This window comes from Loktanella sp. DJP18, assembly GCF_049310965.1.
GTDB lineage: Bacteria > Pseudomonadota > Alphaproteobacteria > Rhodobacterales > Rhodobacteraceae > Loktanella.
The window spans coordinates 1-23,563 of record NZ_JBMERN010000039.1 but is presented as its reverse complement, the minus strand read 5'-3'; the positions used below and the strand labels follow the sequence as shown (position 1 = coordinate 23,563).

General features: G+C 63.1%; 24 protein-coding genes. 8 read left to right on the top strand and 16 right to left on the bottom strand.

The window, feature by feature from the left end; translation table 11 throughout:
* The first annotated feature begins 1 nt into the window (after position 1).
* The 8 genes from mdoH (at position 2) to ACOI1H_RS12670 (ending at position 8,794) form a co-directional block, all read left to right on the top strand.
* Entirely contained in the window at positions 2–1,771 is a 1,770-nt protein-coding gene (gene mdoH / locus ACOI1H_RS12705; RefSeq protein WP_422437954.1) for a glucans biosynthesis glucosyltransferase MdoH, read from the top strand.
* Positions 1,746–3,050: an OpgC family protein gene (locus ACOI1H_RS12700; RefSeq protein ID WP_422437952.1), complete on the top strand. Its 1,305-nt coding sequence runs from the start codon at positions 1,746–1,748 to the stop codon at positions 3,048–3,050. Before mdoH ends, ACOI1H_RS12700 begins: the two co-directional genes overlap by 26 nt.
* Positions 3,051–3,162: 112 nt before the next feature.
* On the top strand, positions 3,163–4,005 hold the full coding sequence (ttcA, locus tag ACOI1H_RS12695) for a tRNA 2-thiocytidine(32) synthetase TtcA (RefSeq protein WP_422437951.1): 843 nt from the start codon (positions 3,163–3,165) through the stop codon (positions 4,003–4,005).
* A gap of 63 nt (positions 4,006–4,068) precedes the next feature.
* Entirely contained in the window at positions 4,069–5,904 is a 1,836-nt protein-coding gene (gene yidC / locus ACOI1H_RS12690) for a membrane protein insertase YidC (RefSeq protein WP_422437949.1), read from the top strand.
* Positions 5,905–6,037: 133 nt separating this feature from the next.
* A complete protein-coding gene (gene yihA / locus ACOI1H_RS12685) occupies positions 6,038–6,688 on the top strand; it encodes a ribosome biogenesis GTP-binding protein YihA/YsxC (RefSeq protein ID WP_422437947.1) in 651 nt (216 codons plus the stop codon).
* Positions 6,689–6,789: 101 nt separating this feature from the next.
* Positions 6,790–7,668: an acetylglutamate kinase gene (gene argB, locus ACOI1H_RS12680; RefSeq protein ID WP_422437945.1), complete on the top strand. Its 879-nt coding sequence runs from the start codon at positions 6,790–6,792 to the stop codon at positions 7,666–7,668.
* A 2-nt stretch (positions 7,669–7,670) separates the two neighbouring features.
* Complete coding sequence (locus ACOI1H_RS12675; RefSeq protein ID WP_422437944.1) at positions 7,671–8,294, top strand: ferredoxin; 624 nt, start codon at positions 7,671–7,673, stop codon at positions 8,292–8,294.
* Positions 8,291–8,794: a SixA phosphatase family protein gene (locus tag ACOI1H_RS12670; protein WP_422437942.1), complete on the top strand. Its 504-nt coding sequence runs from the start codon at positions 8,291–8,293 to the stop codon at positions 8,792–8,794. Before ACOI1H_RS12675 ends, ACOI1H_RS12670 begins: the two co-directional genes overlap by 4 nt.
* Before the next feature lie 124 nt (positions 8,795–8,918).
* Here the strand turns inward: ACOI1H_RS12670 and ACOI1H_RS12665 are convergent, their stop codons facing one another.
* The 16 genes from ACOI1H_RS12665 to rplO form a co-directional block, all read right to left on the bottom strand.
* Positions 8,919–9,710 carry an amino acid ABC transporter ATP-binding protein gene (locus ACOI1H_RS12665; protein WP_422437940.1) on the bottom strand — a complete coding sequence of 264 codons (792 nt, stop codon included), beginning with the start codon at positions 9,708–9,710 and terminating at the stop codon, positions 8,919–8,921.
* A gap of 13 nt (positions 9,711–9,723) precedes the next feature.
* Positions 9,724–11,034, bottom strand: coding sequence for an ABC transporter permease subunit (locus ACOI1H_RS12660; RefSeq protein ID WP_422437938.1), 1,311 nt, complete (start codon positions 11,032–11,034; stop codon positions 9,724–9,726).
* 1 nt (position 11,035) lies between these two features.
* Entirely contained in the window at positions 11,036–12,262 is a 1,227-nt protein-coding gene (locus ACOI1H_RS12655; RefSeq protein WP_422437936.1) for an amino acid ABC transporter permease, read from the bottom strand.
* Positions 12,263–12,403: 141 nt separating this feature from the next.
* Positions 12,404–13,423 carry an amino acid ABC transporter substrate-binding protein gene (locus ACOI1H_RS12650; RefSeq protein ID WP_422437934.1) on the bottom strand — a complete coding sequence of 340 codons (1,020 nt, stop codon included), beginning with the start codon at positions 13,421–13,423 and terminating at the stop codon, positions 12,404–12,406.
* A 204-nt stretch (positions 13,424–13,627) separates the two neighbouring features.
* On the bottom strand, positions 13,628–14,341 hold the full coding sequence (locus tag ACOI1H_RS12645) for an ATP12 family chaperone protein (protein WP_422437932.1): 714 nt from the start codon (positions 14,339–14,341) through the stop codon (positions 13,628–13,630).
* Positions 14,338–15,012 (bottom strand): HAD-IA family hydrolase, encoded by a 675-nt coding sequence (locus ACOI1H_RS12640; RefSeq protein ID WP_422437930.1) that lies wholly within the window; start codon positions 15,010–15,012, stop codon positions 14,338–14,340. Before ACOI1H_RS12640 ends, ACOI1H_RS12645 begins: the two co-directional genes overlap by 4 nt.
* Positions 15,013–16,068: an RluA family pseudouridine synthase gene (locus tag ACOI1H_RS12635; RefSeq protein ID WP_422437928.1), complete on the bottom strand. Its 1,056-nt coding sequence runs from the start codon at positions 16,066–16,068 to the stop codon at positions 15,013–15,015. It abuts the gene before it with no gap.
* Positions 16,065–16,439: a fluoride efflux transporter CrcB gene (crcB, locus tag ACOI1H_RS12630; RefSeq protein WP_422437926.1), complete on the bottom strand. Its 375-nt coding sequence runs from the start codon at positions 16,437–16,439 to the stop codon at positions 16,065–16,067. The genes ACOI1H_RS12635 and crcB overlap by 4 nt, the downstream gene beginning before the upstream one ends.
* Before the next feature lie 30 nt (positions 16,440–16,469).
* Complete coding sequence (locus ACOI1H_RS12625; protein WP_422437924.1) at positions 16,470–17,789, bottom strand: replication-associated recombination protein A; 1,320 nt, start codon at positions 17,787–17,789, stop codon at positions 16,470–16,472.
* A gap of 380 nt (positions 17,790–18,169) precedes the next feature.
* Positions 18,170–18,586, bottom strand: a complete 417-nt coding sequence (gene rplQ / locus ACOI1H_RS12620; protein WP_422437922.1) for a 50S ribosomal protein L17 — start codon at positions 18,584–18,586, stop codon at positions 18,170–18,172.
* Between the two features lie 128 nt (positions 18,587–18,714).
* Positions 18,715–19,731, bottom strand: coding sequence for a DNA-directed RNA polymerase subunit alpha (locus ACOI1H_RS12615; protein ID WP_422437920.1), 1,017 nt, complete (start codon positions 19,729–19,731; stop codon positions 18,715–18,717).
* Between the two features lie 113 nt (positions 19,732–19,844).
* The gene (rpsK, locus tag ACOI1H_RS12610) at positions 19,845–20,237 is read right to left on the bottom strand and encodes a 30S ribosomal protein S11 (protein WP_072858530.1); all 393 of its coding nucleotides are present in this window, start codon (positions 20,235–20,237) and stop codon (positions 19,845–19,847) included.
* A gap of 12 nt (positions 20,238–20,249) precedes the next feature.
* Complete coding sequence (rpsM, locus tag ACOI1H_RS12605) at positions 20,250–20,618, bottom strand: 30S ribosomal protein S13 (protein ID WP_422437918.1); 369 nt, start codon at positions 20,616–20,618, stop codon at positions 20,250–20,252.
* Between the two features lie 202 nt (positions 20,619–20,820).
* Complete coding sequence (locus ACOI1H_RS12600) at positions 20,821–21,468, bottom strand: adenylate kinase (RefSeq protein ID WP_422437916.1); 648 nt, start codon at positions 21,466–21,468, stop codon at positions 20,821–20,823.
* Positions 21,465–22,826, bottom strand: coding sequence for a preprotein translocase subunit SecY (gene secY / locus ACOI1H_RS12595; protein ID WP_422437915.1), 1,362 nt, complete (start codon positions 22,824–22,826; stop codon positions 21,465–21,467). Before secY ends, ACOI1H_RS12600 begins: the two co-directional genes overlap by 4 nt.
* Positions 22,827–22,931: 105 nt before the next feature.
* Positions 22,932–23,420 carry a 50S ribosomal protein L15 gene (gene rplO / locus ACOI1H_RS12590; protein ID WP_422437913.1) on the bottom strand — a complete coding sequence of 163 codons (489 nt, stop codon included), beginning with the start codon at positions 23,418–23,420 and terminating at the stop codon, positions 22,932–22,934.
* Between the last annotated feature and the right edge of the window lie 143 nt (positions 23,421–23,563).

The following is a 23,563-nucleotide window of genomic DNA, read 5'->3' as shown; positions in this document are numbered from 1 at the left end:
TTTGCGGCCTCATGTCAAACCTGGCCGCACGCGTCTCAGCCGCATCACGGCGCTGGGCTTCGCTGCCTTCTGCACGATCGCGGCGGCTGGAACACTGGCTCAGGCCGGGTTGAACACCGGGTTCGACGCCTTCGACGCGGCCGCCGTGACCCTGATCGCGATCACCACCGGCTGGCTGGCCTGGGGCGCGGCGCAGGCGTTTGTCGGATTGCCCCCACTTGCACCGTTGTGCCCTGCGATCCCGCTTGACGCACCTTTTCCGGCGACGGCAATTCTTGTGCCGATCTGCAATGAAAACCCGGTCGAGGTCTGCGCGCGGGTGCAGGCGATGCGACAGTCGCAGCGCGACGCCGGCGTGCCGGCCGATGTCGCGATCCTTTCCGATACCGCCGATCCGGATGCCCAGCACCGCGAGCGTGCCGCCTTGGCACCGCTTTTCGCGCAGACCGACGACGACCGCCGCGTCTATTACCGCATCCGAAAGGACCGGCACGGCCGCAAGGCCGGCAATGTCGAGGATTTCATCCGGACGTCAGGCGGCAACTACATCTACGTCGTGATGCTGGATGCCGACAGTCTGATGGAGGGCGAGACGATCCGTCACCTCGTTGCCCGGATGGAAGCCCATCCCGGCGTCGGCCTGTTGCAGACGCTGCCGCGGATCGTCGGTGCCACCTCGGCCTTCGGTCGGGCGATGCAGTTTTCCGCCAGCTTTCATTCGCCGGTCTTTGCGCGGGGTCTGGCGCGGATGCAGGGACAGTCGGGACCTTTCTGGGGTCACAACGCCATTGCCCGCGTCAGGGCGCTGTCGCAGTGCTGCGGCCTGCCGGAACTATCCGGCCCGCCCCCTTTCGGCGGCACCATCCTGAGCCATGACTATGTCGAGGCTGCTCTTCTGGTGCGGGGCGGCTGGCAGGTCGAGATGGACCCCCGCATTACGGGGTCATACGAGGAAGGCCCGGACAATCTGCTGGCCTTTGCCCGTCGGGACAGGCGTTGGTGTCAAGGCAATCTGCAACACGTGCGCCTGCTGAACGCGCCCGGCCTGCGCAAGTGGAGCAGATTCGTTTTCTTGCAGGGCATCCTGTCCTACACTGTCTCACTCGCCTGGGGTGCGTTCCTGATCGTGTCGTTGCTCGCGGCGGCCACGGCGGGCACGCCCGACTATTTCCCGGACGCCTACCAGCTTTTCCCGGTCTTTCCCGATGACCGGACGCATCAGATCATCGCGCTCGCCGTGGGTGTCGGCGGCCTCCTGCTGTTGCCGAAACTGGCAATCTACCTTGAATCCGTGGCGACGGGGCGGGCCGACGGTTTCGGCGGCATCCTGCGCGCCTTTGCGTCCGTGCTGGCCGAGACGCTGCTGACCGCCCTGATCGCGCCATTGATGCTGATGTATCAATCCCGTGCCGTGGCCGAGGTGCTGGCGGGCCGGGACGGCGGCTGGCCCGCGACCGCGCGCGGCGAAGGTCGCCTGACCCTGCGCGACGGCTGGCGGGCGGGACGCTGGATCACGCTGTTCGGTGTCGCGATGTCGATCGTCGTGCTGCAGGCGGCACCCGACCTCGTGATCTGGCTGCTGCCGGTGACGGTCCCGATGATCGCCGCACCGCTGCTGATCACCGTGACGTCCTGGCCGATCCTGGGCAGCGCCTTTGGCGTGCCGCAAGAGGTCGCGGTTCCGCCGGTTGTGGCGGACTATCGCCGTCGCCTTGCACGCGATGCCGCCCACGAAGGGATGCCAGATGGCACGATCACCCGGCCAGCCTGAGGCACCCGGCCAGCCTGAGGCATCCGGCCAGCCCGATGCACGGATCACGCCGATCCGGCAAGGCCTGATCGCGCCGTCGCGTCCGCGCGATCCGCGTATCGACGCCTTTCGCGGTCTGGCGCTGATGATGATCCTGATCGACCACATGCCCGGCAACCCGTGGGAACAGATCACGGTTCGCAATATCGGATTTTCCGATGCCGCAGAGGCGTTCTTCATCATGTCCGGCATCGCCGCCGGCATTGCCTATTCACCAGCAGTCAACCGCTGGCTGACGGGACAAACCCGTCTGTGGGACGCGATGGCCCCGATGTGGCGACGGGCCTGGACGCTGTATGGCGTCCAGATCATCCTGACCGTCACGGCGATCGGTCTGTTCAGCTGGTCGGCCGGCGTGTTCTACCGCGCAGAGTTTCGTGACATCCACAATCTGTCACAGCTTTACGACGATACAGGTGCCGCACTGGTCGGGCTGCCGATCCTGTCCTTCCAGATCGGGTATGTGAACATCCTGCCGACCTATATCGTGTTGCTGATCGCCGCCCCCTTTCTACTCATGGCCGGTCTGCGGGCTCCGATGGTGACGCTTGTGGCTGCGGTGGCCCTGTGGTGGCTTGCTGGGATGTGGAAATGGAATATCCCGAACTATCCCGGCAACGGTGCATGGTTCCTGAACCCGCTGACCTGGCAGCTGATCTTTGTCATCGGCTTGCTGATCGGTATCCGGCACCGCCGCGACCGGCGTCTCGTGCCCCTGTCCTGGCCGCTGTTCGCGGCGACGCTGGCCTTTCTGCTGTTCGCCTTCGCCTGGCGGCATATCCCCGATCTGGGCGGTTTCATGAACCACAAGATGGCGCAGCTTGGCAGTCTGGGCGCACCCCGCAACATCACGACCCACGACAAGACCCTGCTGGCGTTGCCCCGGCTTCTGCACATCCTGGCGCTGGCCTATGTGCTGTCCTGCCTGCCCTTCGTCACGCGATTGTGCGCCCACCCCGCCGCCGCGCCGCTGCGGCTGATGGGCGGGCATGGGTTGCTGGTGTTCGGCCTTGGCACGGTGCTGGCTTTGGCCGGCCAGATCCTCATGATCGTTGAACCCGACGTAGCGTGGTTGCCGTGGTTGCTGCCGGTAGCCGGGGTCCTGATCTGCTATGCCGCGTCGCGCATAGCCGATGCGTCATCGATGCGGGGCGGGCGACCGGTCATCCCTGCCCTGCCTGCGGGCGTGGAGGGTGCGGCACCCACCTTGCCAGTCGTGGCCGGCGGGCGGTTGCGCTGATTTTGGCCACGGGCCGGTGCGCTGGCGTCTCGACCCGCGGCGGTCCCACACATGGCACAGCCGTACGCAATTCCGCTTGGGTTTTCGCCTTTGCCGCAGTAGGTGATGCACCATGCTAGACGAAGCTGACATCCATCCCCTGTTCAATGGTGCGCCCGACACGGTCGCGTTCCGCAAGCTGCGCAAGCGGCTGGTCCGCGACACGCGAGAGGCGATCGACCGCTACGGCATGATCGCGCCGGGGGGCAAGTGGCTGGTCTGTTTGTCGGGTGGCAAGGACAGCTACACCCTTCTGGCGATCCTCTATGAACTGCAATGGCGCGGGCTGCTGCCCGTGGAATTGCTGGCTTGCAACCTCGACCAGGGGCAGCCGAATTTTCCTGCGACCGTGCTGCCTGAATTTCTGACCCGCATGGGCGTGCCGCACCGGATCGAATACCGCGACACCTATTCCGTCGTGATGGACAAGACGCCGCAGGGTCGGACCCTTTGCACCATGTGTTCGCGCCTGCGCCGCGCGAACCTGTACCGCATCGCGCGCGAGGAAGGCTGCACCGCCGTGGTGCTGGGCCACCACCGAGACGACATCCTCGAGACGTTTTTTCTCAACCTCTTTCACGGCGGAAAGCTGGCGACGATGCCACCCAAGCTGCTGAACGACGAAGGCGATCTGTTCCTGTATCGCCCGCTGGCGCATGTGGCCGAGGCGGATTGCGAGAAGTTCGCGCGCGACATGAACTATCCGATCATCCCCTGCGATCTGTGCGGATCACAGGACGGATTGCAGCGCCAGCAGATCAAGCGCCTGCTCGACGGTTGGGAGGCGAACAGCCCCGGACGGCGGCAGAAGATCTTCTCGGCCCTGATGAACGCCCGGCCCAGCCACCTGCTGGACCTCGGGCTCTTTGATTTTGCCGGCTTGACAGCCGATCACAATGGCACCCTTTGCCCTTGACCTTTGGGGGTCAGGCGGTTTGAACCATTCCCACCAGTTTTTACAGACGGACGGTCGCGACGCATGGAAGATCAAAACAAGAACCTGATCCTGGCCCTCGTGCTCAGCACGCTGGTCATCATCGTCTGGACCTTCCTGTTCCCCCCCGAAGTGCAGGCCCCCGCGACGCTGGAGGCGACCGAGCAGCAACAGGACGCCACCGTTCCCGTCGTCGACCCCGTCACCGGCGGTATCGCGGCACCCGCCGACCCCGCAGTAGAGCCCGCCGTCGCCGACGCGCCCCGCATTCCGGTCGAAACTCCGGAACTGTCCGGCACGATCTCGTTGCTGGGTGGCCGCATCGACGACCTGAAGCTGACCCAATACCGCGAGACCATCGCAGACAGTTCTCCGACCGTGACGCTGCTGTCGCCGACCGGCACGCCGGACGCCTATTTCGCCTCCTTCGGCTGGGCTGCCGCCGATGGCATTTCTGCCGACTCGGTGCCGGGGCCGGACACGCTGTGGACGCTGGAGGACGGCGAGACGCTGACTCCCGACACCCCCGTGACTCTGGCCTGGGACAACGGTGCCGGTCAGATTTTCCGCAACCGCATCTCTGTCGACGACAAGTTCATGTTCAGCGTGGAGCAAAGCGTCGAGAACACCGCGGCCGACCCCGTCAGCATGCGCCCTTACGGTCTGCTGCGACAGGAAGGGATGCCGTCCGACCTGCAGAACTTCTTCATCCTGCACGAAGGTCTTGTCCGCATGACCGACGGCACGCTGGAAGAAGTGAAATACAAGAACATGGTCGACTTCGAGGTCGACGACCGTGAAGGCACCAATGCCGAACGGCAGGACGTCACCTCTGCGGGATGGATCGGTTATACCGACCACTACTGGATGACGACCCTGATCCCCAACCAGACGGCCCCGTTCCGGTCAGTGGCAAAGTATTTCCCAGCGCGCGACATCTTTCAGGTGGAGGCCGTGCTGGACGCGGAGACTGTCGCCCCTGGCGCATCCGCCAGCGTCACGACACAACTCTTTGCCGGCGCCAAGGAATGGGAAGCCATCCGCGACTACCAGCAGGCGGGTGTCACCGGCTTCATCGACAGCATTGACTGGGGCTGGTTTTTCTTTCTGACGAAGCCGATTTTCTGGGTGCTGCACCACCTGAACCTGCTGATCGGCAACATGGGCTGGTCGATCATCGCGCTGACCTTCTTCCTGAAACTCCTCGTGCTGCCGCTGGCCTACAAATCCTATGTCAGCATGGCCCGGATGAAGGAACTTCAGCCCGAGATGGAAAAGCTGAAGGAACGCGCGGGCGACGACAAGGCCGCGCTGCAATCAGGGATGATGAAGCTCTACAAGGACAACAAGGTCAATCCCGCCGCGGGGTGCCTGCCGATCCTGATCCAGATCCCGATCTTCTTCTCGCTCTACAAGGTGATCTTCGTCACCCTCGAACTGCGCCATGCGCCGTGGTTCGGCTGGATTCGTGACCTGTCGGCACCTGATCCGTCGTCGATCCTGAACCTGTTCGGCCTTCTGCCCTGGGCCACGCCGGAACCGGGCAGCATCTTCTTCATCCTGTCGCTGGGCGTCCTTCCGATCCTGCTGGGCATTTCCATGTGGCTGCAGCAGAAACTGAACCCGGCGCCCACCGATCCGACGCAGCAGATGATCTTTGCCTGGATGCCGTGGGTCTTCATGTTCATGCTGGGCAGCTTTGCCTCTGGCCTTGTGCTGTACTGGATCACGAACAACACGATCACCTTCATGCAGCAATACATCATCATGCGCAGTCACGGATCGCGGCCTGACGTCTTCGGCAACATCAGGTCGACCTTCCGCCGCAAGAAGACGACACCGACGGCGGCGAATGTGTCGAAGCCGCCGAAGTCGAAATGACCCTCGCGCCGGACGGCAACGTCCGGCGCTTATCCCTTCGTCGCCGCGATGCCGCCTGCCTGCCTTGGACCTCGACAGGGCCGCGCGACTGTGCGACAGGGCTTGCCCGTGACGACGAACGAAAGGTGCCTTGATGCAACTCCCCTTCCCCGAGATCGAGACACCGTCGGACGAAGACATCGAAGCGGGCCGCCTTCTGTTCGCCGGCGAGACGACGTTCCTCAAGGGGGTCGTCGCGATGGACGGCCTGCCACCCGCCGACCGGCTGGAGGTCTGCTTTGCCGGGCGGTCCAACGTCGGCAAATCGTCCCTCATCAATGCGCTGACGGGGCGCAAGGGCCTGGCCCGCGCATCGAACACACCGGGTCGGACGCAGGAAATCAACTTCTTTACCGCTGGCGACCTCTATGTCGTCGACCTGCCCGGCTACGGTTTTGCCAATGCCCCTGTCGCGGTCGTCGCCAAATGGCAGGCGCTGCTGAAGAACTACCTGCAAGGTCGCCCGACCCTGCGCCGCGTCTTCGTGCTGATCGACGCCCGTCACGGGGCCAAGGCCGTCGACGAGGAAATCATGACCCTGCTGGACCGCGCCGCCGTCACGTTTCAGGTCGTGATGACCAAGACGGACAAGGTGAAGGGCGACGCGCTTGACGCCAGCCTCGCGGCGACGCGCGCTGCATTGGTCAAGCATCCGGCGGCCTATCCGGAGCTGATCCTGACAAGCTCTGACAAGGGTGACGGCATCGCGTCCCTGCGCGCGGTCATTGCCACCCTCGAACCCTGATCCGGCATCAGCCCAACCGGATCAAGCGCCTTGAGGGTCACCCCCCGCTCCGCTATCCCTTGGCGACAATGCCCCGGGAGACAGCCATGAGGACGCAGGACATGAACCGAGACTGGATCGCCACGGCGCGCACGCTGTCAGAGGCGTTGCCCTATCTGCAACGCTATTCCGGTGCCGTCGTCGTGGTGAAGTTCGGCGGCAACGCGATGGGCGACGCCGACGCGATGGCCGAATTCGCTCGTGACATCGTGCTCATGAAACAGGTGGGCATGAACCCGGTCGTCGTGCACGGCGGCGGTCCCATGATCAACGAGATGCTGGACAAGCTTGGCATCGAATCGAAATTCATCCGCGGCAAGCGGGTCACTGATCAGGCCACCGTCGAGGTGGTCGAGATGGTGCTGACCGGCCTCGTGAACAAACGGATCGTTCAGGCGATCATGGACGAAGGCGGCCGGGCGGTCGGCCTGTCCGGCAAGGACGACGACCTCATGGTGGCCGAGGCGGACGACCCCGAACTCGGTTTTGTCGGCCGCCCGGTCGAGATGAACGTCCAGGTGCTGCGCGATCTCTACAAGGCCGGCATCATTCCCGTCGTGGCCCCGGTGGCGACCGGCATGGACATGCTGGAAACCTTCAATGTGAACGGTGACACCGCCGCCGGGGCCATCGCGGGCGCGCTGAAGGCCGACCGCCTGTTGCTGCTGACCGATGTCGCCGGCGTCAAGGACGCCGACGGCAAGGTCGTGACCCAGCTGAACCCCGACCAGATCCGCAGCATGATCGCCGACGGCACCATTGCCGGCGGCATGATCCCCAAGGTCGAGACCGCGCTGAAGGCAATCGAGGACGGGGTGCGCGCGGTCGTCATCCTTGACGGGCGCCTGCCGAACGCCTCTTTGCTGGAGCTCTTTACCGAACACGGGGCCGGATCGATCATCCGTTCGACCGAATCGCGCGTGAAATCACGGCAGGACTGACCATGTCGCCGGACCTGACAGGCACCGGCCTGCGGGTCATGGGGTGCTGCGATGGCGGGCCGGACGACGGCCTGCCGCATGACGGTCAGGTCATTCTGCTTGGGCCGGATGAGCCGTCGTTCTGGCCGATCTTTCAAGCCAGCGCAGAGGCGCAGGACGGCAACCCGGACCCGCTCGACCGTTGGTCGCGGCGGGTGATCGACGAGCTCGCCACTCACATCAGGGCGGCGGCAATCTACCCCTTCGGCGGACCACCGTTCCTGCCGTTTCAGACCTTCGCCACGCGCAGTGGCCAAGCCTGGCCTTCGCCGATCCGGTTTCTAATTCACGCCGACAGGGGCCTGTGGGTCTCCTTTCGCGGCGGACTCCTTATCCGCGATGCTGCCGCCGCACCGCCCACCCCGCAGCAAAGACCCTGTGACGCCTGCCACGCCCCCTGCGCCACGGCCTGCCCCGTCGATGCCTTTGCCGAGGGCTACGATGTCGGGGCCTGCAAGCGGCATATCAACAGCCCTGCCGGGTTGGACTGCATCGCTCAAGGCTGCCGCGCCCGGCGCGCCTGCCCGGTCGGCGCGGGTCTGCGTCTGCCGGCACAGGCCGCATTTCACATGGAGGCTTTTCGGTGAATTTGACCCTGATCCTGCTGCGCCACGCGAAATCCGGCTGGGACGACCCCGAGGGCGCCGATCATGGCCGCACCCTGACCGACCGGGGGCAAACTGCCGCCCGCCGGATCGGCATCTGGCTGCGCCAGAACGATCATGTCCCGGACCGCATCATCGCCTCCGACGCGACACGCACCGGGCAGACAGTCGCCGGCGTGATGGACAGGCTCGGTGCAATGCCACAGGTCAGCTACCTGCGCGCGCTCTACCATGCCTCTCCTGACGCAATTCTGCGGCAAATCGGGCTGGTGACGGACGCGCAAACACTGCTCGTCTGTGGCCACAATCCCGGCATCGGCGATCTGGCGGGACGCCTTGTGACGTCGCACCCCGATCACCCACGCTTTGCTGATTACCCCACTGCCGCGACGACCGTCATCCGCTTCGATGCGACGCAGTGGTCCGCCCTGCGCAAAGGCACCTGCATCGCGTTCATGACGCCCGCCGACCTGGCGGACTGACCATCCACACGTCAAGGCGCAGGCGTCCAGCTTCTTCTGGTCTTAAATATCCCGGGGGAGTCGCGCCTGCTCGACCGGGGCTGGGCCCCCGCTTTTCCGATCTTTCGCCGTAACATCGTCTGCGTCAGTGACCGAGGATCTGGCTCAGGAACAGCTTGGTGCGGTCCGACTGCGGGTTGTTGAAGAATGCGTGAGGCTCGTTCTGTTCGACGATCTGGCCCTGGTCCATGAAGATCACGCGGTTCGCGACGGCTTGGGCAAAACCCATCTCGTGCGTGACGCAGATCATCGTCATGCCCTCTTCCGCCAGCTCGATCATCGTATCGAGCACTTCCTTGATCATCTCGGGGTCAAGTGCCGACGTCGGTTCGTCGAACAGCATGATGCGCGGCTTCATGCACAGCGACCGCGCGATTGCGACGCGCTGCTGCTGACCGCCGGACAACTGGCCCGGATACTTGTGCGCCTGTTCCGGGATCTTGACCTTCTCCAGAAAATGCATCGCGGTCGCGTCGGCCTCCTTCTTGGGCGTCTTGCGCACCCAGATCGGGGCCAACGTACAGTTTTCCAGGATCGTCAGATGCGGGAACAGGTTGAAGTGCTGAAAGCACATGCCAACTTCGGACCGGATCTTGTCGATGTTCTTGATGTCGGACGACAGTTCTGTGCCATCCACGATGATCTGTCCGGACTGGTGTTCCTCCAGCCGGTTGATGCATCGGATCAGCGTCGATTTGCCCGACCCTGAAGGCCCGCAGATGACGATACGCTCGCCGCGGTTCACGGTCAGGTTGATGTCGCGCAGCACGTGGAACGTGCCGAACCACTTGTTCATGCTGTTGATCTCGATGGCGACCTCATCGCTGACCTGCATGGCGCTGCGGTTGATTTCGCGGTCTTGAACGGCTTCCGACATGCTCATGCCTCCCTTAACGGTTTTCGCGCTGGAGTTTGCGTTCCAGATGCAGTGAATAACGACCCATGCTGTAGCAGGCGACGAAGAACAGCACGCCGATGAAGACATAGAGCTCCCAATAGATGCCGTTCCATTCCTGGCTGGCCCGGATCGCGTTGGTCAGACCTAGCGGGTCGAGCAGACCGATGAACACCACCAGCGTCGTATCCTTGAACAGGCCAATGAAGGTGTTCACGATGCCCGGGATCGAGATTTTCAAGGCTTGTGGCAGCACGATCAATTGCATCGACTGCCAGTAGGACAGTCCCAGCGAGTCAGCGCCTTCGTACTGCCCCTTCGGCACCGCGGCCAAGCCACCACGCACGACCTCCGCGATGTAGGCAGCGGAAAACAGAGTCACCATGATGATGACCCGCAGCGTCAGGTCAAAATTCGTGCCGGGCGGCAGGAAGTAGTTCAGCAAAAGCGATGCGGTGAACAGCCAGACGATCAGTGGCACACCACGGATGATTTCGATGAAGGCGACCGACAGCTTTGTCACGATGAAAAGGTTCGATGCCCGCCCCAGCGCCAGCATGATGCCCAGCGGCAGCGACAGCACGATCGCCGACACGCCGATCACGATCGACAACATGAAGCCGCCGAATTCGTTGGACCCGACCGGGGCGATCCCGATCGGCACAAGGCCTGTCACCGCGGCAGCCAGCGGACCCGCGAGGAACAGCCAGTAAAGAATTGGCAGCACGACAGCCGCGATGACGGCAACGATCTGATTGACCCTCGCCAGTGCGCGGAACGCCACGACACCGACGACGAAGCCCAATGCGACCGACACCGGCAGCCAGATCGACCCGCCCCAGAGCAGGAAGAAGATCAGGAAAGGCGAAGCGAGCGAAAAGCCCAGGAACCACCGCGGGAAATTACCGAACAGCACCGGTGCCAGACCGGCCAGTAGAACGACCAGGGCCAAAGTCGGTCGCCAGTAAAGTTCCGACGGGTAGAAACCGAACAGCAACTGGTTCCAGCGATCGCGGATCACGCCCCAGCAGGCCTGCTCGGTCGATTGCCCCAAACCTTCGAGGATTTCCCGGCATTGGCCCAGCGAAGTCGCACCCCATGTCGGACTGACAAGCCAGGGCACGACGCCAGACAGCACATACCAGACTACATAAAGCGACAGGATGGTCAGGATCGCGTTCAGCCATGTGGGAAAGAGATTCTCTCGCACCCATTTGACGGCACCCGCCTCCTTGGTTGGCGGCTGCTGCTGGTCGATCATGCCTTCGCGGACAAAAGCGACGGTTTGGGCGTGTGTGTCGCTCATATCAACGCTCCTGCAGCTTCATGGAATTGTTCAGTATGTTCATCAGGAACGAGATGACGAGGGACAGCGCCAGATAGAACAGGCCCAGCAGCAACATGCATTCCAGCGCGCGGCCGGTCTGGTTCAGCGTGATGCCGCCCAGCGTCGCGCGCACGTCCGGGTAGCCCACGGCGATGGCAAGAGACGAGTTCTTTGTCAGGTTCAGATACTGCGACGTCAGCGGCGGGATGATGACCCGCATCGCCTGCGGCAGGATCACGAGGCTCATCGCGCGGTTCGGGCGGATGCCAAGGGCCGCAGCGGCCTCTGACTGGCCCTTGGACACGGACAGGATGCCGGCGCGGACGATCTCGGTGATGAAGGCGCCGGTGTAAAGCGACAGCGCCAGCCACAAGGCCATCAACGGGTTGCTGATCTGGATGCCGCCACTGAAGTTGAAACCTGCCAGCTCCGGGTATTGCAGCGAGACGGGACGCCCCAGCAGGAAATAGGCAAGGATGACCGGAACGATCGCGATCACGAACATCGGCCAGACCATCGGCAGCAGGCGCCCGGTGTCGAACAGCAGCTTCTTGGCGTAGCGGCGATACAGAAACGCGGCGACGATGGACAGCACGAACAGCCCGACGAGGATGCCGGAGTTCGGCTCCCAGACTGGCGCGGGCATGTAGAAGCCACGGTTGGTGACCGCGAAGGAATTCCAGATCATCGACGCATTGGACACGCCAGCATCATCGACGCGGAAATCGCGCGGCTGCGGGGTGGCCTCGGTGACGACGGCAAAGATAAGCAGTATCCACAGCAGCAGCGGCACGTTCCGAAAGCCCTCGACGTAGACGGCCATCAGGCGGCTGACGATCCAGTTCTTCGACAGGCGCAGAACCCCCGCGAGAACGCCGATGATGGTTGCCAGGATAATCCCAAGGAAGGCGACGAGCAGTGTGTTCAGGATGCCGACCCATGCGGCCCACAGGTGCGTATCCGCGTTGGAATAGGGCACGAGCGTCGTGCCGATGTCGTAACCCGCCCTGCTTTCGAGAAAGTCGAAGTTCGGCGTCAGGCCAAGCTGGCCGAGGTTGATCAGCAGGTTTGCAACCAGCCAGTAGACGCCGATGCAGACCAGCCCCAGCGTGATCACCTGAATGGTCAGCGACCGATAGCGCGTGTCGTAGATCAGCTGACTCAGCCGGAAGCTTTCGCGTGGCGGATTGTCCGTCATCGATGACATTTGATTCTCCCCGGGCTTCACCAGTCTTCTTGCAGGTTGCTCCGGTTGGCCCGGATGCACCACGCGCTGGCAGGCGTTTTCGTCAGTCGTTCTGGAAAGTGACGAAAGGCCCGGCAATTGCCGGGCCTTTCGCCTTGTTTTTTAGCGGAACGGCGGGGAATACAGCAGACCGCCGTCGGTCCACTGCGCGTTCAAGCCACGGGCCAGACCAATGGGCGTATTCTCACCGATGTTGCGCTCGAAGATCTCGCCGTAGTTGCCACCGGCCATGATCGCGTTCTTGGCCCAGTCGGCGGATAGGCCAATCATCGCGCCCAGCTCGCCTTCGGTGCCCAGCAGACGGTTCACTTCGGGGTTGTTGGTCGGTGCGGCCGACATCTCGCCGATGTTGGCAGAGGTGATGCCCAGCTCTTCAGCGGCGATGAGCGCGTGCAGCGTCCACATCGCGATATCGCCCCACTCGTTATCACCGTGACGGACCAGTGGGCCCAGCGGCTCCTTCGAGATGATCTCGGGCAGCAGGACGTGGTCTTCGGGATTCTCGAACGTGGCGCGCGTCGCGGCCAGGCCAGAGGCGTCCGTCGTGTAGGTGTCACAGGCACCGGCCAGATACTGCTGCTGGCCTTCGGCGTTGGTCTGAATCGGCACCGGCTGGTAGGTCATGTTGTTGGCGCGGAAGTAGTCGGCCAGGTTCAGCTCTGTGGTGGTGCCGGTCTGGATGCAGACGGTCGCGCCGTCCAGATCCTTGGCAGAGGTGACGCCCAGCGCCTTCGGTACGATGAAGCCCTGACCGTCGTAGTAGTTGACGCCGACGAAGTCGAACTTCAGCTCGCTATCCCGCGAGAAGGTCCAGGTCGTATTCCGGGCCAGCAAGTCGATTTCACCCGAAGAGAGCGCGGTAAAGCGGGTCTCGCCGGTGGTGGGAACGAATTCGACAGCGTTCTTGTCGCCGAAGATCGCGGCGGCAACGGCGCGGCAGACATCGACATCGAAGCCTTCCCAGACGCCATTGGCATCGGGGGCCGCAAAGCCGGCCAGACCGGTCGTCACGCCGCAGTTCAGGTGGCCGCGTGCCTTGACCTCGTCAAGCGTCGCAGCGGACGCCGCAGCGGCCGTCAGTCCGGCAACCGCCAGCGTTCCAAAAAGTACGGTCTTGTTCATTATTACCTCTTCCTGAGTTCCTGCCCCAATAGGAGCAGCCAATTTTTCCGCCGTTGCGGCGGTTGAGATTTGACGGGTCTCCCCCTCAATGGTCAGAGAGTGGGCGGATTCCAGCCAAGAGGTCAAGTGTAACCGCCGGGTCAAATGCCTCATTCTGCCTTCCCCAACGGCAGTTTCACCGGTTTGGACGCATTTGTGACCGTTTCAGGTTGCGCGGTTCATCGCCATGAAGGCCGCACCGTCGATGAACGCCTGCCGCTTGATCCCTGCGACCTCCGCTGCTTCTTCGTCGTCACCCCATTGGGAAATCTGAAAATTCTCGTCGACACGGCTGATCGGCCAAGCGGCATGCGCCGTCAGTTTGCCCGCCGCGACCGCGAAGGCCAGCACCAGCGAACCGGACAATTGCACCAGATCGTGAAATCCCGTGAGCGCGAAGTTGTCGAACCTGGCAACGCGGGCGTGCATCCGTGCGATGGACTGGGCTGGCTGGTCAATCGGCATGACGCCGGTGGTGACATGCAACGGCGCCTCAAGCGCCTGCGCCGCCCATGCCAGCCAGGGGTCCCAGGCGGCGGCCTGCTGGTCGATCAGCGCTTGCGGCTGTGCGGCCCGGTAGCACAGCAGATCGTTCTCGCCGTAGGCGGCCAGGATATCGACGACCTCTGCGTGTTGCGGGGCGACCTTGTCGATGGCCGAATTCGCGGCGCGGGTTGCAGGCATCGTCGTGGGGTCGATCAGATCGCTCTGGGCCTGCCATTCAAGGGCGATGGCCTCTGCCATTGCCAGCGTCGGCAGGATCAACGGCTGCTTGTAGGGCGTCTTGACCGGGCGGCCGTCCAGTTCGACGGAAAACCTCGTTTCCCGCTGCACGGCCTCGGCCTGCGTCCAGAAGCGTTTGGGGGCCCAATCGGTCATGCGGTTTCTCCGGTCAGCGTGTCGAGGGCGGCGTCGAGATCCGCGAAGTCATGGATGATGCGATCGGCGCGCAGGCTGGCGGGCGCGTGATAGCCCCAGCCGACCCCGACCGTGGCCACGCCGGCGGCGCGGGCCATGTCCATATCATAGGTCGTATCGCCCACCATGACAGCGCGACCGGGCCGAACCCCGGCGTCCGCCAGACAGGCAAGAACCATCGCGGGGTGCGGTTTCGACGGGTGGAAATCCGCCGTCTGCTGGCTGATGAACAGACCGTGCAAATCGTGCTGGTCGATCAGGCGGTCAAGCCCCCGCTTCGACTTGCCCGTCGCCACGGCCAGCAGAGTTCGGTCCTGCGCATGAAGCCGACGGATCGCGTCGATGGCACCGGGAAAAAGCGGGCTGCGCCGTTGCAAGTCCGCCGCAGCGTGGTCACGGAACGCGGCGCGGTAATGGGCCGTCAACCGGTGGCGTGTGGCATCATCGAAAGCGGGGCAAAGGACGCGGAAGGTTTCCGGCAGCGACAGCCCGACGATGGACAGGATCGCTGCGCGCGGTGGTGGAGTCAGACCCTCTGCTGTAAAGGCCTCGCCCATCGCGCCGACGATCTCGGCTTGACTGTCGACAAGGGTGCCGTCGACGTCGAAGATGACCAGTCGCACATCAGTCATTCAGTCAGGCATGTTGAAGGGGTCGACGGGCGCGTGGCTGACATGCCAGCCGACGAAATCCCACGTCCGTTGCATGTGATCCGGCAGCGGTGCGGTCAGATGCAGGATCGCGCCGGTTTCGGGGTGTTCGATGGTCAGGCTGCGCGCGTGCAGGTGCATCTTGCGGCTGATGTCGCCACCCATCCCGGCCCCCCAGCCATCGCCCAGGTTTTCCTGATCGGTCCCGCCATACTTGCCGTCACCGATGATCGGATGCCCGATCTCGGCCATGTGGGCGCGCAACTGGTGCGTCCGCCCTGTGATCGGCACGAGGGCCACCCAGGCCGCACGTTTTGCAAGCGTATCCAGCACGGCATAGTCGGTCGTGGCCCGCTTGGCACCTTCGGTGCTGTCCACCTCCTTGGGGTGGATGCAGCGCATCTTCTCGTTCTCGCCGCCCTTGCCGTGACCGGGTGACTTGATCAGACCATACTTGATCGTCGCGGCGCGTGGCTGCGGCACACCGGCAACGGCGGCCCAATAGATCTTGCGTGTCGCGTGATGCTTCAGGTTCTCGGTCAACTGCTTGGCAGCCATGCGCGTCCGCGCCAGAACGAGGACGCCCGAGGTGTCCTTGTCCAAACGGTGCACCAGACGCGGCTTTTCGTCGAAACCGAACATCAGCGCTTCGCTCATCGCATCGACGTGGCGGGTGGTGTTGGTGCCGCCCTGTGTGGCAAGGCCCGCAGGCTTGTTGATGACGATCATGTGGTCGTCGCGGTAGATCACGCAGGACTGGATCAAGGCCGCGTCGGCCTTGGTCACGCCCTGCTTCATCAGGCTGCGCTCTGCATCGACCTGCGCCTCGGTCGGCAAGGGCGGGATGCGGATGCTCTGGCCGACGTCCAGCCGCGTGTTCGACTTTACCCGGCCGCCGTCGACGCGGATGTCGCCCTTGCGGCACATCTTCTCGATCCGGCCTTGAGTCAGGTGCGGGAACAGCCGCCGCAGATAGCGGTCAAGCCGCTGGTCGCCGTCGTCCGGGCCGATCACCCGCGTCTGCACGCCACCGCTCATATCACCATCCGTGTCAAAGTCATGCCAAGGACCAGCGCTGCCAGTCCGATGATCACGCTGCCGCCGACGTAGGCCACCGCAAGCGTCATGTGTCCGCGTTCCATCAGCGCCACCGTATCGAGCGAGAAGGCCGAGAACGTCGTGAATCCGCCCAGCACGCCTGTCATCAGAAAGGGGGCCGCGCGCATTCCGCCCTTATGGGCGAGGGCGACCACCAGCACACCAATCAGGAAGGACCCGAGGATGTTGACCGTGACGGTCCCCCACGGAAACCCCTGCCCCATGACGCGCAGCGTCAACAGGCCGGTCAGCCAGCGCAGGATTGCGCCAATCGCGCCGCCCAGGGCCACAGAGAATGCAGTCAGGATCATGCCCCCCTGTCGCGCGAACCGCATGGCTTGTCAATTCGTCGCCCCCTTGCGCTTGGTCCGCAGGCCGGCAAAGAAATCAAGCCGCTTCTTCAACTCCCGCTCGAACCCGCGATCAACGGGAAGATAATAGATGCCGCGCTTCATCGCCTCGGGGAAATAGTCCTGACCGGAAAAGCCGTCCTCGGCGTCGTGGTCATAGGCGTAACCTGACCCGAACCCCTGTTCCTTCATCAGCTTGGTCGGCGCGTTCAGGATGTGACGCGGCGGCGGTTCCGACCCGGTCTGCTTCGCGGCCTGCATCGCAGCCTTGAAGGCCACATAACCCGCGTTCGATTTCGGCGCGAGCGCGAGGTAGGTGACGGCCTGCCCCAGCGCCAGTTCACCTTCCGGGCTGCCAAGACGCTCGTAGGTCTCCCACGCTTGCAGGCAGACATGCTGCGCCTGCGGATCGGCAAGCCCGATATCCTCGACTGCCATGCGCACGATTCGGCGAGCAAGGTATCGGGGGTCCTCACCACCCGTCAGCATCCGCGCCAACCAGTAAAGGGCGGCGTCCGGATCGGACCCGCGCACGGATTTGTGCAGCGCAGAAATCAGGTTGTAATGCTCGTCGCCGGACTTGTCGTATTTCGTCGCCCGCTTCATCAGGCGGGACGTCAGAGCTTCGGTCCCCAGCGGCTTGTCCGTCTTCCATGCCGCTACCTGTTCGATCAGGTTCAGCAAGGCCCGGCCGTCGCCGTCGGACATGTTGATCAGCTGGTCCCGCGCCTGCGCGTCCAGCGGCAGCCTGCGCCCCAACTCCTTCTCGGCCCGCAAGGCAAGGCGTTCGAGGTCGGCGTCGTTCAACCGGGTCAGGATCAACACCTGCGCGCGGGACAAAAGGGCGGCGTTCAGCTCGAAACTCGGGTTCTCGGTCGTGGCACCCACCAGCAGGATCGTCCCGTCTTCCATGTGCGGCAGAAACCCATCCTGCTGCGCTTTGTTGAAACGGTGGATCTCGTCCACGAACAGCAGCGTTCCCTTGCCGTTCTGGCGGCGCAGCTTTGCCGCCTCGAACACCTTGCGCAACTCAGGGACGCCGGTGAAGATCGCGCTGATCTGGACGAAATGCAGGTCCGTCTCGTCCGCCAGCAGCCGCGCGATGGTGGTCTTGCCGACACCCGGCGGCCCCCACAGCACCAGCGACGACAGCGACCCCGACGCCAGCATGGCACCCAGCGGCGCATCGGGACCAAGGACCTGTTCTTGTCCGATGACCTCGCCCAGGGTCTTTGGCCGCAGGCGATCTGCCAGCGGGCGGGGGCCGGACTGGGGTGGGGTCGGGGTGGAAGAGTCGAACAGATCCGCCATGACCGATATCTAGGCCGGTCTGCGGCCCTTTGAAAGCCCACCGCGGATCAGGGTCGCCACAAGCGGAACGCGCAGGGAAATCGACCGGGCGCGATAATGGGCCATTCAGGTCTCTGGCAATGTCTGCACGCTCTACAGCGGCACGCCGCAGCGATAGTGCAGCCCCAACGCTAGCCCGCCGGGGGCGAGGGCGTACAGGGTCTGGATCATGTCGTACATGTCACTGCGGGGTGTCACGGCGGGGGCCGCCTTGCATCATGGTCTGATCGGACAGCCCTGAAGGCCCGGCGTTTGTGTCAGGTTACTCCGCAAGCGAAATGCCAAATGAAAAGGGCGCGCACCGCAGTGCACGCCCTTTCCGAAACTTGGACGGAAGCCGTTTACGCCTCTTCGTCGATCTCGACCAAACGGGCCTTGTCGGCGGCACCCTTGGCATCACGGTCGCGGTCGACCAATTCGATGATCGCCATCGGGGCCATGTCGCCATAACGGAAACCGGCCTTCAGCACGCGGCAATAGCCGCCCTGACGCTCCGCATAGCGCGGGCCGAGGATTTCGAACAGCTTGGCGGTGTGGATGTCCTGCTTCAACTGGCTGTCGGCCTGACGGCGGGCGTGCAGATCGCCACGCTTGCCCAGCGTGATCAGCTTGTCGATGATCCGCTTCAGTTCCTTCGCCTTCGGCAGGGTCGTCTTGATCTGCTCATGCTCGATCAGCGAACCGGCCATGTTGGCGAACATCGCCTTGCGGTGTTCGTGGGTCCGGTTCAGTTTGCGGTAGCCGCTTGCGTGACGCATTTGGTCGTCTCCTAATTATACTTTGTGCAGCGGTCTGATGCGTGTCAGCCGCATTATTGGGGCAGAATTGCCCGGATATTCCCCGCCAGTGCGAGCATTTTCGGGGGCGGCGAGCCGCCCCCAATTCCTTAGAACTGGTCTTCGAACTTCTTGGCCAGGTCTTCGATGTTGTCTGGCGGCCAATCCTCGACGTCCATGCCAAGGTGCAGACCCATGCCCGACAGCACTTCCTTGATCTCGTTCAAGGACTTGCGGCCAAAGTTCGGCGTGCGCAGCATCTCGGCTTCGGTTTTCTGGATCAGGTCGCCTATGTAGACGATGTTGTCGTTCTTCAGGCAGTTGGCCGAACGCACCGACAGTTCCAGCTCGTCCACCTTCTTCAGCAGCAGCGGGTTGAATTCCAGCCCGTCGTCGTCGCCGCCGGCGTTGGCCGATTCCGGCTCGTCGAAGTTGACGAAGATCTGCAACTGGTCCTGCAGGATGCGCGCGGCATAGGCCACGGCATCATCAGGCGTCAGCGATCCGTCGGTCTCGATCTTCATGGTCAGCTTGTCGTAGTCCAGCACCTGACCTTCGCGGGTCGGCTGCACGTCGTAGCTGACCTTCTTGACGGGCGAATAGATCGCGTCGATGGCGATCATGCCGATCGGCGCGTCTTCGGGCTTGTTCTTGTCGGCCGCGACATAGCCCTTGCCGGTGTTGACCGTCAGTTCCATGTACAGGCTGGCACCATCGTCGAGGTGACAGATCACGTGATCCTTGTTCAGGACCTCGATGCCCGCGGTTTCCGAGATGTCGCCGGCGGTGACGATGCCCGGACCCTTGGCCTGAACGCTCAGACGCTTGGGGCCTTCGACGTCCATGCGGATCGCCACACCCTTGAGGTTCAGCACGATGTCAGTGACGTCTTCACGCACGCCAGAGACGGAGGAGAATTCGTGCAGCACGTTGTCGATCTGCACGGCCGTGATCGCGGCACCTTGCAGCGACGACATCAGGATGCGACGCAGCGCATTGCCCAGCGTCAGGCCAAAGCCACGCTCCAGCGGTTCTGCGATCAGGGTTGCCTGACGGTGCGGGTCGTTGCCCGGCTTCACGTCCAGCTGTGACGGCTTGATCAGCTCAGCCCAGTTCTTGTGGATCATAGTCCCTCCATCCTTGTCCGCCTTCATGTCCAAAAAGGCCGACGCTCGAGGTTTCAAAACGGCAGATGGGGGCCGCGCATATTCGCACGGCCCCTTTCATTCAATCGGTCGGCTTAAACGCGGCGACGCTTCGGCGGGCGGCAGCCGTTGTGGGCCATCGGGGTCACATCACGGATCGAAGTGATGTTGAAACCAGCGGCAGCCAGCGCACGCAGCGCGGACTCACGGCCCGAACCGGGGCCCTGCACTTCGACTTCCAGCGTTTTGACGCCGTGTTCCTGGGCCTTCTTGCCAACATCCTCGGCAGCCATCTGGGCGGCATAGGGCGTGGATTTCCGCGACCCCTTGAAACCCATCGTGCCAGCGGACGACCAGGCAATCGCGTTACCCTGCACGTCCGAGATCAGGATCTTGGTGTTGTTGAACGAAGAATTCACATGCGCAACGCCAGCTGCGATGTTCTTGGAGACCTTTTTCTTGCCGGTCCGGCGGGTATCTCGTGCCATGACGGGGACTCCTTATTTCTTCTTGCCGGCAATGGCCTTAGCGGGGCCTTTGCGGGTACGGGCGTTGGTGTGCGTGCGCTGGCCACGAACGGGCAGTCCACGACGATGACGCAGGCCGCGGTAGCAGCCAAGGTCCATCAGACGCTTGATGTTCATCTGGGTTTCGCGACGCAGGTCGCCTTCGACGGTCACATGCTCGTCGATGTATTCGCGGATCTTCAGCACCTCGGCATCGGACAGATCGTTGACGCGACGTGCGGCATCGATGCCGGTCGCTTCACAGATCTTCGCTGCGATGGTGTTGCCGATACCGGCAATGTAGGTCAGGGCGATGGGAACCCGCTTTGCAGTCGGGATGTTTACGCCGGCAATACGTGCCACGTGTGCTTTCCTTTTCGTTGCGGGTCCGTAATGCCGGACCCTTTTTTCACAACGCAGGCCAGACCGATCGTACGGCTGGCCCATGTCATATGAGGTAATCCGTCACGAACGGGTGCGACCCTGTCACGGCAGTGATTCCCTTTCGGGATGGGGGTATCTAGAGGCGTGGCGGATGGGGGTCAACCCCCCTTTCCGGCGCGCGTCAGGCCAGCGCCTTCTTGATCTGGGCCGCGACATCTTCCATGCTGGCAAGCCCGTCGACGGACGTCAGGTCACCGCGGGCATAGTAATAGCCGACCAATGGGCTGGTCTGCTTGTAATAGGCCAGCAGGCGCGTCTTGAGGCTATCGGCGTTGTCGTCGGCGCGACGTATGAATTCGGTCTTTTCACCACAATTGGTGCAGACGTGATCCGCGGGTATGGACTTGGTCGCGTCGTTGTAGACTTCACCGCAATTCTTGCAGGTCGACCGCGCCGTGATCCGGGCGACAAGCACCTCGTCGTCGACGCGCATCTCGATCACGCGGTCGAGGTTCTCGCCCAGTTCGGCCAGCAGGTTGCCGAGTGCATCGGCCTGCGCCAGCGTGCGCGGGAAACCGTCAAAGATGTAGCCTGCCGCGGGCTGGTCATTGGTCAGATGTTCGCGGATCAGGCCGATGACGATCTCGTCCGTGACCAGTTCGCCACGATCCATGACTGCCGCTACGCGCTTGCCCATGTCAGTCCCGGATGTCCGGGCCGCGCGCAGCATGTCGCCCGTGGACAATTGGATCATCTGGCGGTCTTCGACCAGACGGCGTGCCTGCGTGCCTTTGCCCGCCCCCGGCGGCCCCAGTAGTATAATATTCATCGACGCGCCGGTCCCCTCCGCTTGGTCGTACCGCGCTTGCCGCGCAGTTGCGATTTCTCGATCAGCCCCTCGTACTGGTGCGCCAGCAGGTGGGACTGAATCTGTTGTATCGTATCCATCCCTACCGAGACGATAATCAGAACCGAAGTGCCACCAAAGTAGAAGGGGATCGCGAACTGGCTGCGGATGATCTCGGGCAGCAGCGCCACCAGCGCAAGGTAGCCGGAGCCGAGCACCAGGATGCGGTTGACCACGTAATCGAGGTATTCCTTGGTCTTCTTGCCCGGGCGGATTCCCGGCACGAAGCCGTTCTGGTTCTTGAGGTTGTCGGCCACGTCGTCCGTCTTGAAGGCAACCTCTCGTGTATAGAAATAGGTGAAAAATATGATCATCACCGTGAAGAACACCAGGTAGAGCGGCTGTCCTGGACCGAAATAGGCCAGCAGCGTCGACATGAAGGCGTTGCTCGACCCGCCCGAAAAGGTGCTGATCGTCGTGGGCAGCAGCAGCAGGGCAGAGGCGAAGATCGCCGGGATGACGCCAGCCGGGTTCACCTTGATCGGCAGGTGGCTGCTCGATGCGTCGTAGACCTTCATCCCGCGTTGCTGGCGGGGATATTGGATGTGGATCTTGCGCAGCGAGCGTTCCATGAACACCACGAACGCGAGGATGGCGATCACCATCAGGATCACGCCCACGATCACGAAGGGACTGATCGCGCCCGAACGTCCCTGGCTCAGGAATTGCGCGAGTGCCGCCGGCACTTCGGCGATGATGCCGACGAAGATGATCAAGGAGATGCCGTTGCCAATGCCGCGGGCGGTGATCTGCTCACCGATCCACATCAGGAACATGGTGCCGCCGACGATCGTGATGACGCAGGCCACCGTAAAGAACAGGCCGGGATCGGACGCAAGACCGCCCGCCTCAAGCGACTTGGCTAGACCGTAAGCCTGCGCCGTGGCCAGCAGCACCGTCCCGTAGCGCGTATACTGGTTCAGCTTGCGACGACCCTGCTCACCCTCTTTCTTGAGGTTCTTCAGTGGCTCCCACATGGCGCCCAGCAGCTGCACGATGATCGACGCAGAGATATAGGGCATGATGCCCAAGGCGAAGATGCCCATGCGCGACAATGCACCGCCGGTGAACATCGACAGGATGCCGCCGATCCCTGCCGCCGCTTCATCCATGAAGGCGCGCAACTGTACGCCGTCGATGCCGGGAACGGGGATATAGGTGCCAAGGCGATAAACCATCAGCATGCCGATGGTAAAAAGGATGCGGCTGCGCAGCTCTGTCGCCTTGCCGAAGGCGCCCCAGCTCATGTTGGCGGCCATTTGTTCTGCAGCGGATGCCATGCAAGTCTCTTCTATATGAAAAACGCCGCCAAGCGGGTGTCCCGTTGGCGGCGTTTGGGAAAACTCAGACCCTATCTAGGCGACCCGCGGGCCGCCCGCAAGCGATCAGGCCGCCGCGGCGTCCGCCTTGGGCTTTGCGGTCACTGTCACGGACCCGCCAGCCTTTTCGATGGCTTCGATCGCACCCGTGGATGCGCCATGAACGGTCAGGTTGATCTTGGACGTGATCTCGCCCTTCGCCAGCACGCGGATGCCGTCCTTTAGGCGACGGACCAGCCCGGAAGCGATCAGCGCGTCCTCGGTCACGTCATTCTTGGGGTCGATCTTGCCCGCGTCGATGAACTTCTGGATCAGGCCCAGGTTCACGACCGAATAAGTCTTGGCGTTGATGTTGTTGAAGCCACGCTTGGGCAAACGCTGATACAGCGGCATCTGGCCGCCTTCATAGCCCTTGATCGCCACGCCAGAGCGGGACTTCTGACCCTTGATACCACGACCACCGGTCTTGCCCTTGCCCGAACCCGGGCCACGGCCGACGCGCTTGCGGCGGTGGGTTGCGCCTTCGTTGTCGGAAAGTTCGTTCAGCTTGAACATTGTCGCTACTCCTTTGGCCGGAGGACCACACCCAGCGACGGGAACGTGGCACACGGCATTACATATGAATCGGCCCCCTGAAGGGTGCGGACTGGCGGCGTATAGCCCCGCACCCCCTAAGCGTCAAGCCGGGCGTCGCGCCT